Below are 15,918 nucleotides of genomic sequence, written 5' to 3'. Positions count from 1 at the left end.
CGTACAGTTGGTGCTGGTGTTGTAGCTAAGATCATTGCTTAATTAGCAACGAGTCTTACTCAATACTGAAAAAGGCAGCTTAGGCTGCCTTTTTTGTTTTTATTGCATTTAGGTTGAATTTGTTAGCGAAGCTGGGCTATGTATTCTTGCCAAAGAAGTGGAATAAGAATACAATCTATGACCGATTTTTGAGTCGTTGATTATACTTTGATAAGTATATTGAGCGCTCGCCAGTTCGGATAGCGAGTCTGACTGATTTTTTCACTGAGCAAATGCTATGTTTATTAGCATAGTTGACTCAGATCGTAGTAAGTAACGGAATTAACCGATGACAACAAATACTGAAAGCCAGGGTAACTCTCTGGATATCGTAAAGTGGGGCCTAGTAGTAATCTTGTTGGCTGCTGCAATTATTGGCAATCAATATTTTAATGAAGCAAATGTTGTGGTTCGCGCTCTTAGTGTAGTCGTGACTTTTGCTATCGCTGGTTTCATTGCGTTGCAAACAGAAAAAGGCAAGCAAGCTTTGACTTTTGCTCGTGAATCACAGATTGAAGTTCGTAAAGTGGTTTGGCCTACGCGTCAAGAAGCACTCAATACAACTTTCATTGTATTAGCTGCAACAGCTGTTTTAGGTTTAATCCTATGGGGCTTAGATGCGGTATTGCTTAGAATTGTTAATTTTATTACTGGCGTATAGGCATTAAGTATGACTGAAGCTACTGAAGCTAAAAAGAGATGGTATGTAATTCAAGCGTTTTCTGGCTATGAAGGCCGAGTATGCAAAACTTTGCTTGAACATATCAAAATGCACGAAATGGAACACTATTTCGGTGAGGTACTTGTACCGACTGAAGAAGTTGTAGAAATGCGTGCAGGCCAACGTCGTAAGAGCGAACGTAAGTTTTTCCCTGGCTATGTATTAGTTCAGATGGAAATGAATGATGAAAGCTGGCACTTGGTGAAGAGTATCCCACGTGTAATGGGCTTCATCGGTGGTACGTCTGATCGTCCAGCGCCTATTTCAGATAGAGAAGCTGACGCAATTCTACAGCGTCTACAAGAAACTACTGAGTCTCCAACACATCGCGTGATGTTTGAGCCTGGTGAAGTTGTACGCGTTACAGACGGCCCATTTGCTGACTTTAACGGTACCGTTGAAGAAGTTGATTATGAGAAGAACCGCGTTAAGGTTTCTGTAATGATCTTCGGTCGTTCAACGCCTGTAGAACTTGATTTTAGTCAGATTGAAAAAAGCTGATTAAATAAAGCACAAATAGTATTTGGAAATGGGTGCGGATTTATATATAATTCGCACCCATATTTTTCGGGGAGCCTTTCAACATAGTGTTGATGGCGTTTGAACCCAAACTTGAGGAAAATGTCTCATGGCAAAGAAAGTTGATGGTTACATCAAACTGCAAGTCGCAGCCGGTGCTGCAAACCCGTCGCCACCAGTAGGCCCTGCATTGGGTCAGAAAGGTGTTAACATCATGGAATTCTGTAAAGCATTCAACGCTCGTACTGAAAAGTTCGAGAAAGGTATGCCAATTCCTGTAGTTATCACTGTTTACACTGATCGCTCTTTCACTTTCGAAACTAAGACTCCACCTGCGTCTTTCCTACTGCTTAAAGCAGCTGGTCTGAAGTCAGGCTCTGGCCGTCCTAACACTGAAAAAGTGGGAACTATCAAGCGTAGCGCTGTCCAGGAAATCGCTGAGACTAAAGCTGCTGATATGACTGGTGCTGATATTGAAGCGATGACTCGCTCAATTGAAGGTACTGCGCGTTCAATGGGTTTGGTAGTAGAGGACTAATATAATGGCAAAGCTAACTAAACGCGCTCGTCTAATTCGCGAGAAAGTTGAAGCGACTAAAAGCTACGAAATCAACGAAGCTGTTGCACTTCTAAAAGAACTAGCTACTGCTAAGTTCGTAGAAAGTGTTGACGTTGCTGTTAACCTAGGTGTTGACCCACGTAAATCTGACCAAAACGTTCGTGGCGCTACTGTGCTACCACACGGTACTGGTCGTGAAGTTCGTGTTGCTGTGTTCACTCAAGGTGCTAACGCTGAAGCTGCTAAAGAAGCTGGTGCTGAGCTTGTTGGTATGGACGAGCTTGCTGCGCAAATTAAAGCTGGCGAAATGAACTTCGACGTAGTTATCGCATCTCCAGATGCAATGCGCGTTGTTGGTATGTTAGGTCAAATCTTAGGCCCACGTGGTCTAATGCCTAACCCTAAAACTGGTACTGTAACGCCAAACGTTGCTGAAGCAGTTAAGAACGCTAAAGCAGGTCAAATCCGTTACCGTAACGATAAGAACGGTATCATCCACACTACTATCGGTAAAGTGGACTTTGAACCAGCTCAACTTAAAGAAAACCTAGAAGCTCTAATTGGCGCGCTTAAGAAAGCTAAGCCAGCTGCAGCTAAAGGCGTTTTCATTAAGAAAGTTAGCATCTCTACCACTATGGGTGCAGGTGTTGCAGTTGACCAGGGTAGCCTGGACGACGTTAAGTAATTTACAAGTTTCGCGCATTAGTCTATAATGCGCGCACTTTGTAGGGTTGGGGCTGTGATTTAATCTTTTTGGTTAAAGATTAGCCTCCGTCCAAGACCGTAGGTGTTAACTGAATAGGGTTAACTTAATTTCCTGCGTAGACGGTGTCGGACCCCAGATAGATTTTATTCTGCTGGATATATTCGCGCCGTAAGTCGCTAGACGTCATTAGATGTTTAGCATGGTAATTGCTAGGGAATTTCCCTAGAACGAATCCAGGAGTAAAGCCAATGGCATTAAGACTCGAAGACAAAAAAGCGATTGTTGCTGAAGTCAACGAAGCTGCCAAAGGTGCTTTATCTGCAGTTGTTGCCGATTCACGCGGTGTAACTGTAGCTAATATGACCGGTCTTCGTAAAGCAGCTCGTGAAGCTGGTGTATACGTTAAAGTTGTACGTAACACACTAGTTAAGCGCGCTGTTGCTGGTACTGATTTTGAGTGCCTAAGCGATACGTTCACTGGTCCTACTTTGATTGCATTCTCTAATGAGCACCCAGGTGCAGCAGCGCGTCTTCTTAAAGACTTCGCTAAATCACAAGAGAAGTTTGAAATCAAAGCAGCAGCCTTTGAAGGGGAATTTATCCCTGCAGACAACATTGATCGTTTAGCAAAACTACCAACTTACGAAGAAGCACTAGCTCAGTTCATGATGACTCTAAAAGAAGCATCTGCTGGCAAGTTCGTTCGTACATTGGCCGCTCTACGCGATCAGAAAGAAGCTGCTTAATTTTACAAGCCGCTTAATTAAATTGAATTCAGTACAATTAGGAATTTTTTGTTATGTCTATCACTAAAGACCAAATCTTAGAAGCTCTTGCAGCAATGTCTGTAATGGAAGTTGTTGAACTAATCGAAGCAATGGAAGAGAAGTTCGGCGTTTCTGCTGCTGCTGCTGTTGTTTCAGGTGGTGGCGAAGCTGCTGCTGCTGAAGAGAAAACAGAATTCGACGTAATTCTTACTTCTCACGGCGACAACAAAGTTGCAGTAATTAAAGCTCTTCGTGGCGCTACAGGTCTAGGCCTAAAAGAAGCTAAAGGTATGGCTGAATCTGCTCCAGTAGCAGTTAAAGAAGCTATCTCTAAAGAAGAAGCTGAAGCTCTAAAAACTGAACTTGAAGCAGCTGGTGCTGCAGTAGAGATCAAGTAAGTTATACTATAACTTACAACCTCCCGAGTAATCGGGCGGAGGCTGGCGGTTTTTTAACCGTCGGCCTTTTTTGCGCTGTAAGCGCAGGCGATTTTTTTTTCACCGTTTATCGCCAGATTTCGCAGTTCCTAGCAGAGATTACTGGTTAGGTTCTTGCTTTCAACGGTGATGGGCAAACGCGCTGTTTCAACAATTAGGTTGATTCAGTCTTGGTCACATCTCGCAATCAGAGGAAACCCATGGTTTACTCCTATTCTGAAAAGAAGCGTATTCGCAAAGACTTTGGTAAACGTCAACGTGTTTTAGACATTCCTTACCTTTTGTCAATCCAGTTGGACTCTTTTAAGAAGTTCACCGATCAAGATCCTACAGGTGAGCGTGGTTTTGAAGCTGCTTTCCGTAGCGTTTTTCCCATCAAGAGCTTTTCTGGTAACTCAGAGCTGCAATATGTCAGCTACAAACTAGGCGAGCCAGTTTTTGATGTGAAAGAGTGTCAAATCCGCGGTGTTACATACTCTGCACCACTACGCGTTAAACTGCGTATGGTTCTGTATGACCGTGAAGCAGCACCTGGCACAGTTAAAGACATTAAAGAACAAGAAGTCTATATGGGGGATATCCCTCTTATGACTGAAAACGGTACCTTTGTTATCAACGGTACTGAGCGTGTAATCGTGTCTCAGCTACACCGTAGCCCAGGCGTATTCTTTGATCATGACCGTGGTAAAACCCACTCTTCAGGTAAGGTGCTATACAACGCACGTATTATTCCTTACCGTGGTTCTTGGTTAGACTTTGAATTCGATCCTAAAGACGCACTATTTGTACGTATCGACCGTCGTCGTAAACTAGCGGCTTCGATCATTCTGCGTGCATTAGACTATTCTACTCAAGACATTCTTGACCTGTTCTTCGATCGCGTTAACTTTAAGATCAAGAAAGATTCATTAGTAATGGATCTTGTTGCTGACCGTCTACGTGGCGAAACAGCTAGCTATGATATTAAAGATGCTGAAGGTACAGTATTAGTTGAGAAGGGCCGTCGCATCACTGCGCGTCACATTCGCCAACTAGAAAAGTCAAACACTACTGAACTTGAAGTACCTGTTGAATACATCGCAGGTAAGATTTCTGGTCAAGACTACATTGATCCAGATACAGGTGAAGTATTAGTTTCAGCTAACGCTGAAATTAGCCTTGAAGATCTAGCTAAGCTATCTATGGCTGGCATCAAAGAGATCAGCACTCTGTATATCAACGAGCTTGATAACGGTGCATACATCTCTGACACTCTACGTATTGATTCAACAACTAACCGCTTAGAAGCGCTAGTTGAAATCTACCGTATGATGCGTCCTGGTGAGCCACCAACCAAAGATGCAGCAGAAGCGCTATTCAATAACCTATTCTTCAGCGAAGAACGTTATGATCTATCTAAAGTAGGTCGTATGAAGTTCAACCGTCGTCTAGGTATTGAAGATGATGAAGGCACAGGTATCTTAACTAAAGAAGATATCGTTGCTGTAATGAAGAACATCATTGCGATCCGTAACGGTTTAGATGAAGTGGACGATATCGACCACCTTGGTAACCGTCGTATTCGTAGTGTTGGTGAAATGGCTGAAAACCAGTTCCGCGTTGGTCTAGTTCGTGTTGAACGTGCCGTGCGTGAGCGTTTAAGTCTTGGTGATCTTAATGAGCTAATGCCACAAGATCTTATCAATGCTAAGCCTATTTCTGCAGCAGTTAAAGAATTCTTTGGCTCTTCACAGCTTTCACAGTTCATGGACCAAAACAACCCATTGTCAGAAGTAACGCATAAGCGTCGTATTTCTGCTCTAGGTCCTGGTGGTCTAACACGTGAACGTGCTGGTTTCGAAGTTCGAGACGTACACCCGACTCACTACGGTCGTCTATGTCCAATCGAAACACCTGAAGGTCCAAACATTGGTTTGATTAACTCGTTATCAACCTTTGCGCGTACTAACAGCTACGGTTTCCTTGAAACACCTTACCGTAAGGTAGTTGATGGTGTAGTTACTGATGAAGTCGATTACTTATCAGCAATTGAAGAAGGCCGTTACGTTATCGCTCAGGCAAACGTTGAGTTAGATGAAAACAACCGCATGATGGACGAGCTAATTGCTTGTCGTCACAAAGGTGATTCAACGTTCATGGGTGCAGCTGACATTCAGTATATGGACGTATCACCACAACAGATTATTTCTGTTGCGGCATCACTAATTCCGTTCCTAGAACACGATGACGCGAACCGTGCATTGATGGGTGCGAACATGCAACGTCAGGCTGTTCCAACACTGAAGGCTGATAAGCCATTAGTTGGTACAGGTATTGAACGTACTCTTGCTGTTGACTCAGGCGTGGTTGTTGCTGCTAAACGTGGTGGTTATGTTGACTACGTAGACGCTAGCCGTATCGTTGTTAAGGTTAACGAATCTGAATTGACTCCAGGTGAAGCTGGTATCGACATTTACAACTTGACTAAATACACCCGTTCTAACCAGAACACGTGTATTAACCAACGTCCATGTTGTTCTGTAGGTGACCCAGTTGTTCGTGGTGACGTATTAGCCGATGGTCCATCAACGGACTTAGGTGATTTGGCTCTTGGTCAAAACATGCGTATCGCGTTCATGCCGTGGAACGGTTACAACTTCGAAGACTCGATCTTAATCTCTGAGCGTGTAGCTCAAGAAGACCGCTTTACAACTATCCACATTCAAGAGTTGTCATGTATTGCTCGTGATACTAAGTTGGGTAGCGAAGAGATCACTGCTGATATTCCAAACGTAGGTGAGTCTGCGCTTTCTAAGCTAGACGAATCAGGTATCGTTTATATCGGTGCAGAAGTGAAGGGTGGTGACATCCTAGTTGGTAAAGTTACACCTAAAGGTGAAACTCAGCTAACTCCAGAAGAAAAGCTTCTACGTGCGATCTTCGGCGAAAAAGCCTCTGACGTTAAAGACAGCTCACTACGTGTACCTAACTCTGTTAAAGGTACTATCATCGACGTACAAGTATTTACTCGTGACGGCGTTGAGAAAGACAAGCGTGCTGTAGAAATTGAAGAGATGCACATCGCTCAAGCGAAGAAGGATTTGACTGAAGAGTTCCAAATTCTTGAAGATGGTGTTCTTGGTCGTGCTCGTAACCTACTACTAGGTGCTGGTTTCGATGAAGCCCAACTTAACGCAATTCCTCGCTCACAATTGTTGATGCAAACTATCGACGATGAAGCGAAGCAAACTGAGCTAGAGCAACTAGCTGAGCAAGCGGAAGAGCTAAAAGCCGATTTCGACAAGAAGTTCGAAATCAAGCGCCGTAAGATCACTCAAGGTGATGACTTAGCACCTGGCGTACTGAAGATCGTTAAGGTTTACCTTGCGGTTAAACGTACAATCCAGCCTGGTGATAAGATGGCGGGTCGTCATGGTAACAAGGGTGTGATCTCTAAGATCTGTCCTATTGAAGATATGCCATACGACGAAAAAGGCGATCCAGTGGATATCGTATTGAACCCACTAGGTGTACCTTCACGTATGAACATCGGTCAGGTACTTGAAGTTCATATGGGTGCTGCAGCAAAAGGCATCGGTAACCGTATTACCGAAATGCTAGAAGAGCAGCGCGAATTGGCAGAACTTCGCGGATACATCAAGCAAGTTTATGACTTAGGTGACGAAGTGCAGCAGCGCGTAGACATCGATACATTTACTGATGATGAAATCTTGCGTCTTGCTAAAAACCTAAAAGGCGGTGTGCCAATTGCTACACCTGCGTTTGATGGTGCCAAAGAGAAAGAAATCAAGCAAATGCTTGAATTAGCAGGCTTACCACAATCAGGTCAGTTGACTCTGTGTGATGGTCGTACTGGTAATGAGTTTGAGCGTAAAGTAACCGTTGGTTACATGTATATGCTAAAACTTAACCACTTGGTTGACGATAAGATGCACGCCCGTTCTACCGGTTCGTACAGTCTTGTTACACAGCAACCATTGGGTGGTAAAGCACAGTTCGGTGGTCAGCGTTTCGGTGAGATGGAAGTATGGGCACTTGAAGCTTACGGTGCTGCATATACACTTCAAGAGATGCTAACCGTTAAGTCGGACGATGTGAACGGTCGTACTCAGATGTATAAGAACATCGTCGACGGTAACCATCAGATGCAACCAGGTATGCCTGAATCGTTCAACGTATTGTTGAAAGAGATCCGCTCACTCGGTATTAACATCGAGTTGGATCAACAGTAACACTTGGTTACTGCCTCTATGGCAAAAGAAATTGGTGCTCTGCATTGGCAGGGCACCCGGTTTAACTCCTTCAGGAGAGAAACGTGAAAGACTTATTAAAGTTTCTGAAACAGCAAAGCAAGACTGAAGAATTTGAAGGTATCAAGATCGGCCTAGCGTCGCCTGACTTGATCCGCTCTTGGTCTTTTGGTGAAGTTAAGAAGCCAGAAACCATTAACTACCGTACATTCAAGCCTGAGCGTGAAGGTCTGTTCTGTGCGCGTATTTTTGGTCCAGTAAAAGATTACGAATGTTTATGCGGTAAGTATAAGCGTCTTAAGCACCGTGGTGTGATCTGTGAAAAGTGTGGCGTTGAAGTTACACAGACTAAAGTACGTCGTGAGCGTATGGGTCACATCGATCTAGCTAGCCCGGTTGCACACATTTGGTTCTTGAAGTCACTTCCGTCTCGTATCGGTTTGATGCTAGACATGACTCTTCGTGATATCGAACGTGTACTTTACTTCGAATCTTTCGTCGTAATCGAGCCTGGCATGACCAGCCTTGAACGCGGCCAAATGCTAACAGAAGAAAACTATCTGGATGCATTGGAAGAGTACGGTGATGAATTCGAAGCTAAGATGGGTGCTGAAGCAGTTCTAGAATTGCTACGTGCTATCGATCTTGAGAAAGAAATTGAAATGATGCGCGAAGAATTGCCATCAATCAATTCTGAGACTCGTCGTAAGAAGATCACTAAGCGTCTTAAGCTAATTGAGGCATTCTTCAGTTCAGGTAACAAGCCTGAGTGGATGATCCTTAAAGTGCTACCGGTTCTACCACCAGATCTACGTCCACTAGTTCCGCTAGATGGCGGGCGTTTTGCTACGTCTGATTTGAACGACCTTTACCGTCGTGTAATCAACCGTAACAACCGTCTAAAGCGTCTGTTAGACCTTGCTGCTCCAGACATCATCGTACGCAACGAAAAGCGTATGTTACAAGAGTCTGTTGATGCGCTATTAGATAACGGTCGTCGTGGTCGTGCTATTACTGGTTCTAACAAGCGTCCGCTTAAATCTTTGGCTGATATGATCAAAGGTAAGCAAGGTCGTTTCCGTCAGAACTTGCTAGGTAAGCGTGTTGACTATTCAGGTCGTTCGGTAATTACCGTAGGTCCTACTCTACGTCTACACCAATGTGGTCTTCCTAAGAAGATGGCACTTGAGCTATTTAAGCCATTCATCTATGGCAAGCTAGAAGGTCGTGGCTTAGCTACAACCATTAAAGCTGCTAAGAAAATGGTTGAGCGTGAAGTACCTGAAGTTTGGGACGTACTAGATGACGTGATCCGCGAACATCCAGTGATGCTTAACCGTGCACCAACACTGCACAGACTAGGTATCCAAGCGTTTGAGCCTGTACTAATTGAAGGTAAAGCGATCCAGCTTCACCCATTGGTTTGTGCGGCATACAACGCTGACTTCGACGGTGACCAAATGGCTGTTCACGTGCCACTAACGCTTGAAGCGCAGTTAGAAGCACGTTCACTAATGATGTCAACCAACAACATCCTTTCACCTGCAAACGGTGAGCCGGTGATTACACCATCTCAGGACGTTGTATTGGGTCTTTACTACACTAGCCGTGAGCGTATCAACGGTAAGGGTGAAGGCATGGCATTCTCTGATGTGGCTGAAGCTGAAAAAGCTTACCGCACAGGTGTGGCTGAGCTACATGCTCGCGTTAAAGTACGTATCACGGAAACAACGACGAACGAAGCTGGCGAAAAAGTTAAAACACGTCGTGTTGTTGATACAACAGTTGGTCGTGCATTGCTTTCACAGATCCTGCCAAAAGGTCTTTCCTTTGATTTGGTTAACCAAAACATGGGTAAGAAGCAGATCTCTAAGCTATTGAACACTTGTTACCGTCAACTAGGTCTTAAAGATACTGTTATCTTCGCTGACCAATTGATGTATACCGGTTTCCACTTTGCAACTATCTCGGGTGCCTCTGTAGGTATCGACGATATGGTTATTCCAGAGCTTAAGTACACGCTTGTAGCGGATGCAGAAGCGGAAGTTCTTGAAATTCAAGAGCAGTTCCAATCTGGTCTTGTAACAGCTGGTGAGCGTTACAACAAAGTAATCGATATCTGGGCAAGCGCGAACGAAAAAGTTTCTAAAGCGATGATGGAAAACCTGTCTAAAGAGACAGTGATTAACCGTGATGGCGAAGAGGAACAACAAGAATCGTTCAACAGCATCTACATGATGGCCGACTCAGGCGCTCGTGGTAGTGCTGCACAGATCCGTCAGTTGGCTGGTATGCGTGGTCTGATGGCTAAGCCAGATGGCTCAATCATCGAAACGCCAATTGTGGCTAACTTCCGTGAAGGTCTAAACGTATCTCAGTACTTTATTTCTACTCACGGTGCGCGTAAGGGTCTTGCGGATACGGCATTGAAGACAGCTAACTCTGGTTACCTGACTCGTCGTCTAGTAGACGTTGCGCAAGATTTAGTTGTTATCGAAGACGATTGTGGCACTTACGAAGGTCTAACTATGAAACCGCTTATTGAAGGTGGTGATGTAGTTGAGCCGTTACGTGAGCGTGTACTAGGTCGTGTTGTTGCACAAGACGTATTCAAGCCAGGTACAGAAGAAGTTCTGATCCCGCGTAACACGCTGCTTGATGAAAACTGGTGTGACGTTGTTGAAGACAACTCTATCGACGAAATGATTGTTCGCTCGGTAATTAGCTGTGATACAGACTTCGGTGTGTGTGCTGCTTGTTACGGTCGTGATTTGGCTCGTGGTCATATCATTAACCAAGGTGAAGCGATTGGTGTTGTTGCTGCTCAGTCAATTGGTGAGCCAGGAACACAGCTTACGATGCGTACTTTCCACATCGGTGGTGCGGCATCTCGAGCTTCTGCAGAGAACAACGTTCAAGTTAAGAACTCAGGTACACTGAAGCTACATAACGCTAAGTATGTAACAAATACTAGCGGTAAGCTTGTAATCGTATCTCGTTCTTCTGAGCTAGCGATTATCGATGAGCTAGGTCGTGAGAAAGAGCGTTATAAGGTTCCTTACGGTACAGTACTAGATAAGTTGGAAGATGATGGCGTAGCTGCTGGCGAAATTATCGCTAAGTGGGATCCGCATACTCACCCAATTATCTCTGAGGTAGCTGGTAGTATTAAGTTCGTAGATATGATTGAAGGTGTCACTATGACACGTCAAACTGACGAACTAACTGGTCTATCTTCAATTGTTGTACTTGAAGTTGGTCAACGTCCAACAGCTGGTAAAGAGATGCGTCCGATGATCCGTCTTGTTGCTGCTGATGGTAGCGACTTGATGATCCCAGGTACTGAAGTTCCTGCGCAATACTTCTTGCCAGGTCACGCGATTGTGAATCTTGACGATAACGCACCAATTAGCGTTGGTGATGCATTAGCACGTATTCCTCAAGAATCTTCGAAGACTCGCGATATTACCGGTGGTCTACCACGCGTAGCTGACTTGTTCGAAGCGCGTAAGCCAAAAGAGCCTGCAATTCTTGCTGAAGTATCGGGTACCATCTCGTTCGGTAAAGAAACCAAAGGTAAGCGTCGTCTAGTGATCACCCCAGCAGATGGCGGTGAGCAGTATGAAGAGATGATTCCTAAGTGGCGTAACCTAAACGTGTTCGAAGGTGAAAAAGTTGAACGCGGTGAAGTTATTGCTGATGGTCCAGAAGCGGCACACGACATTCTACGTCTACGTGGTATCCACAATGTGGCTAACTACATCGTGAATGAAGTACAGGACGTTTACCGTCTACAGGGCGTTAAGATCAACGATAAGCACATTGAGGTGATCATTCGCCAGATGCTGCGTAAGTGTGAGATTATTGACGCTGGTGACAGTGAATTCCTACCGGGTGAACAAGCTGAAGTATCACGTGTTAAGATCGCTAACCGCGAACTAGAAGCACAAGGTAAGCAGCCTGCAACATTCGAGCGTGAGCTTCTTGGTATTACTAAGGCGTCTCTAGCGACTGAATCGTTCATCTCTGCAGCATCGTTCCAGGAGACCACTCGTGTTCTTACTGAAGCAGCTGTTGGTGGTAAGAGCGATAAGTTACGTGGCTTGAAAGAGAACGTAATTGTTGGTCGTCTAATCCCTGCTGGTACAGGTTACTCTTACCATCAGAAGCGTGCTGAAGCTGCAGTTAAACCTGCTGCTGAAGAAGCACCAGTGATTAGTGCAAGCGAAGCTGAGCAGAACCTTGCTGATCTACTAAATCTAGCTGGTAGCAACGATTAATCGCGGCTAAAAAGTAAATAGATTGTAAAAAAGGCGCTTAAAGCGCCTTTTTTTTACTTTAAAGCGGTTAAAAGTTGTCTATTTCTTGACAGAAACTCCATACACTTCTAAAATTTCGCGTCCCACACTTGTGGGATATAGATTTTTCACACCTTACTGTTGATTTAGTCAACTGATTCGGAGCTATACATGGCAACTGTAAACCAGTTGGTACGTAAGCCTCGCGCACCGAAAGTCGATAAGACTAACGTACCTGCGCTAGCTGCGTGTCCACAAAAGCGTGGTGTTTGTACTCGCGTATACACAACCACACCAAAAAAACCTAACTCTGCACTACGTAAAGTAGCTCGTGTGCGTCTAACTAACGGTTTCGAAGTAACTTCGTACATCGGCGGTGAAGGCCACAACCTGCAGGAACACAGCGTAATTCTAATCCGTGGCGGTCGTGTTAAAGACTTACCGGGTGTGCGTTACCACACTGTACGCGGCGCATTAGACTGTGCTGGCGTTAGCGAACGTCGTCAAGGTCGTTCTAAGTACGGTGCTAAGCGTCCTAAGTCTTAACGTTTTCCGTTAAGTAAGGCCAAGCTAGAGATAATCGAGATTCCAGTTTTGGGGTCCCTGAAGCATACGGAGAAATTGTTATGCCAAGACGTCGCGTAGTAGGACAACGTAAAATCCTACCAGATCCAAAGTTCAACAGTGAGTTGCTGGCTAAGTTCATCAACGTCATTATGCAGGACGGCAAAAAGTCGACTGCTGAAAAAATTATTTACAAGGCACTAGATACTGCAGCTGAAAAGAAAGGCGAAGAGCAGCTAGTAATCCTTGAAGCAGCCCTGGACAACGTTCGCCCATCAGTCGAGGTTAAGTCTCGTCGTGTTGGTGGTTCTACATACCAGGTACCATGTGAAGTTCGTCCAGTGCGTCGTAACGCACTAGCGATGCGCTGGTTGGTTGAAGCTGCACGTAAGCGTGGTGAAAAATCTATGGCTCTACGTCTAGCTGGTGAAATGCTAGACGCATCTGAAAACAAAGGTACTGCTGTTAAGAAGCGCGAAGACGTGCATCGTATGGCAGAAGCAAACAAAGCGTTTGCTCATTACCGCTGGTAATATCTTGGCGTGGGCTTGGTCCCGCGCCTTACTTACATTGCTAACACTCAGATTTAGCTAAGAGGGTATAAATCGTGGCTCGTACAACTCCAATTGAGCGCTACCGTAATATCGGTATTTGTGCTCATGTTGACGCTGGTAAAACCACTACCACTGAACGTGTTCTATTCTACACTGGCTTATCACATAAGATCGGTGAAGTTCATGATGGCGCTGCTACCATGGATTGGATGGAGCAAGAGCAGGAGCGTGGTATTACCATCACCTCAGCCGCAACGACTACTTTCTGGCGCGGAATGGATGCGCAGTTCACTGAGCACCGCATTAACATCATCGATACGCCTGGCCACGTTGACTTCACTATTGAAGTTGAACGTTCGCTACGTGTACTAGATGGTGCAGTCGTTGTTTTTTGTGGCTCATCAGGGGTAGAACCTCAATCTGAGACCGTTTGGCGACAAGCTGATAAGTATCATGTGCCGCGCTTAGTGTTCGTCAATAAGATGGACCGCGCAGGTGCAAACTTTGATAGAGTAGTCGACCAAATCCGTAACCGCCTTGGCGCAACTTGTGTACCTATTCAATTGAATATCGGTGCAGAAGAAGACTTCAATGGTGTTGTCGATTTGATCAAAATGAAAGCGATTAACTGGTCTGAACAAGATCAGGGAATGACTTTCACTTATGAAGCTATTCCAGATCACCTAGCAGAGAAAGCCGCAGAAATGCGTGAGTACCTGGTTGAAAGTGCAGCGGAAGCGACAGAAGAACTGATGGAAAAGTACCTTGAAGAAGGGGAACTTTCAGAAGAAGAGATCAAAAAGGCACTACGTCAACGTACCTTAAACAACGAAATCGTATTGGCAACTTGTGGTTCTGCATTTAAGAACAAAGGTGTACAAGCGGTTTTGGATGCTGTGGTAGATTTTCTACCATCTCCAGTCGAAGTACCTGCAATTAAAGGTGTCGACGAAAATGATGAAGAAACGTCGCGTCAAGCTGACGATAACGCACCATTTTCAGCATTAGCGTTTAAGATTGCTACAGATCCGTTCGTGGGTACCTTAACCTTTATGCGTGTTTATTCAGGCGTATTGGAAACAGGCGCAGGCGTATACAACTCTGTTAAGCAAAAGCGTGAGCGTATTGGTCGCATGGTGCAAATGCACGCTAATGATCGTCAAGAGATTAAAGAAGTACGCGCTGGCGACATCGCTGCTGCTATTGGTCTTAAAGAGGTGACTACCGGCGATACATTGTGCGATGCAGATCATAAAGTAATTCTAGAGCGCATGGATTTCCCTGAGCCTGTAATTACGATTGCCGTTGAGCCAAGAACAAAGGCAGACCAAGATAAAATGGGGATCGCGTTGCAAAAACTTGCAGCTGAGGATCCATCATTCCGTGTTGAAACTGATGAAGAATCAGGTCAAACACTCATCTCTGGTATGGGTGAGCTACACTTAGACATCATCGTCGACCGTATGCGTCGCGAATTTAGTGTCGAGTGTAATGTAGGTAAGCCTCAAGTTGCATATCGTGAGACTATCCGCAAAACTGTGGAAGTTGAAGGTAAATTCGTACGTCAATCAGGTGGTCGAGGTCAATTCGGTCACGTTTGGTTGAAACTAGAACCTCAAGAAGAAGGTTTTGGTTACGAATTCGTCAATGAAATTGTTGGTGGTGTGGTTCCAAAGGAATACATCCCTGCAGTTGATAAAGGTATTCAAGAGCAGATGAAGAGTGGCGTATTAGCTGGCTTCCCTGTTCTCGACGTAAAGGTAACTTTGTACGATGGTTCATATCATGATGTGGACTCGAACGAAATGGCCTTTAAAGTCGCCGGTTCAATGGGCTTTAAAAAGGGTGCGCTTGAAGCAGACCCTGCCTTACTTGAACCTTGCATGAAAGTTGAAGTGACAACACCTGAAGATTATATGGGTGATGTTGTTGGAGACTTGAACCGTCGTCGTGGCCTCATTGAAGGTATGGATGATGGTGTTGCGGGTATTAAGCTTGTGCATGCAACAGTACCGTTATCTGAAATGTTCGGTTATGCAACCGACTTGCGCTCTGCAACACAGGGTCGTGCTTCATACTCTATGGAGTTTTTGAAGTACTCTGATGCACCGCAAAATGTTACTAAAGCAATAATCGAGGCTCGAGGTTAAGCACCTCACTCTATTGTTGATATACTTAATTGCTATTGCTCGGTTTTAAGCCGAGCATTTTCTGAAAAGAAAGGAATATATCGTGGCTAAAGAAAAATTTGAACGCGTAAAACCGCACGTTAACGTTGGTACTATCGGACACGTTGACCATGGTAAAACTACTCTAACTGCTGCTATCTCTTCAGTGCTAACTAAGGCATACGGTGGTACTAAGCGTGATTTCGCACAAATCGATAACGCTCCAGAAGAGCGTGAGCGTGGTATTACAATTAATACTTCTCACATCGAATACGACACTCCAACTCGTCACTACGCACACGTAGACTGTCCAGGTCACGCGGATTATGTTAAAAA

The 15,918-nt window shown here is 44.8% G+C and carries 12 protein-coding genes; all 12 read left to right on the top strand.

What is annotated here, in order from left to right; translation table 11 throughout:
* The first annotated feature begins 328 nt into the window (after window positions 1-328).
* A complete protein-coding gene (secE, locus tag L884_RS0113440; RefSeq protein ID WP_028767985.1) occupies window positions 329-700 on the top strand; it encodes a preprotein translocase subunit SecE in 372 nt (123 codons plus the stop codon).
* Between the two features lie 9 nt (window positions 701-709).
* Window positions 710-1,261, top strand: coding sequence for a transcription termination/antitermination protein NusG (nusG, locus tag L884_RS0113435; RefSeq protein WP_028767984.1), 552 nt, complete (start codon window positions 710-712; stop codon window positions 1,259-1,261).
* A 127-nt stretch (window positions 1,262-1,388) separates the two neighbouring features.
* Complete coding sequence (gene rplK / locus L884_RS0113430; protein WP_011863956.1) at window positions 1,389-1,817, top strand: 50S ribosomal protein L11; 429 nt, start codon at window positions 1,389-1,391, stop codon at window positions 1,815-1,817.
* A gap of 4 nt (window positions 1,818-1,821) precedes the next feature.
* Window positions 1,822-2,523, top strand: a complete 702-nt coding sequence (gene rplA / locus L884_RS0113425; RefSeq protein WP_028767983.1) for a 50S ribosomal protein L1 — start codon at window positions 1,822-1,824, stop codon at window positions 2,521-2,523.
* Window positions 2,524-2,792: 269 nt separating this feature from the next.
* Window positions 2,793-3,290 (top strand): 50S ribosomal protein L10, encoded by a 498-nt coding sequence (rplJ, locus tag L884_RS0113420; RefSeq protein ID WP_028767982.1) that lies wholly within the window; start codon window positions 2,793-2,795, stop codon window positions 3,288-3,290.
* Between the two features lie 53 nt (window positions 3,291-3,343).
* Window positions 3,344-3,709 carry a 50S ribosomal protein L7/L12 gene (gene rplL, locus L884_RS0113415; RefSeq protein WP_028767981.1) on the top strand — a complete coding sequence of 122 codons (366 nt, stop codon included), beginning with the start codon at window positions 3,344-3,346 and terminating at the stop codon, window positions 3,707-3,709.
* A 239-nt stretch (window positions 3,710-3,948) separates the two neighbouring features.
* Window positions 3,949-7,980, top strand: a complete 4,032-nt coding sequence (rpoB, locus tag L884_RS0113410) for a DNA-directed RNA polymerase subunit beta (RefSeq protein ID WP_028767980.1) — start codon at window positions 3,949-3,951, stop codon at window positions 7,978-7,980.
* Window positions 7,981-8,063: 83 nt separating this feature from the next.
* Window positions 8,064-12,278, top strand: coding sequence for a DNA-directed RNA polymerase subunit beta' (rpoC, locus tag L884_RS0113405; RefSeq protein ID WP_028767979.1), 4,215 nt, complete (start codon window positions 8,064-8,066; stop codon window positions 12,276-12,278).
* A 189-nt stretch (window positions 12,279-12,467) separates the two neighbouring features.
* Window positions 12,468-12,842 (top strand): 30S ribosomal protein S12, encoded by a 375-nt coding sequence (rpsL, locus tag L884_RS0113400; protein WP_012153454.1) that lies wholly within the window; start codon window positions 12,468-12,470, stop codon window positions 12,840-12,842.
* Window positions 12,843-12,922: 80 nt separating this feature from the next.
* Window positions 12,923-13,393 (top strand): 30S ribosomal protein S7, encoded by a 471-nt coding sequence (gene rpsG, locus L884_RS0113395; protein ID WP_028767978.1) that lies wholly within the window; start codon window positions 12,923-12,925, stop codon window positions 13,391-13,393.
* Between the two features lie 74 nt (window positions 13,394-13,467).
* The gene (gene fusA, locus L884_RS0113390) at window positions 13,468-15,564 is read left to right on the top strand and encodes an elongation factor G (protein ID WP_028767977.1); all 2,097 of its coding nucleotides are present in this window, start codon (window positions 13,468-13,470) and stop codon (window positions 15,562-15,564) included.
* Window positions 15,565-15,646: 82 nt separating this feature from the next.
* The coding region (locus L884_RS22640; RefSeq protein WP_245603125.1) for a GTP-binding protein at window positions 15,647-15,918 on the top strand (272 nt) is incomplete at its 3' end.

It is taken from the genome of Shewanella fidelis ATCC BAA-318 (assembly GCF_000518605.1).
In the GTDB taxonomy this organism is placed as follows: Bacteria; Pseudomonadota; Gammaproteobacteria; order Enterobacterales; family Shewanellaceae; genus Shewanella; species Shewanella fidelis.
The sequence above is the reverse complement of the archived record's forward strand: the minus strand, read 5'-3'. Positions and strand labels throughout refer to the sequence as shown.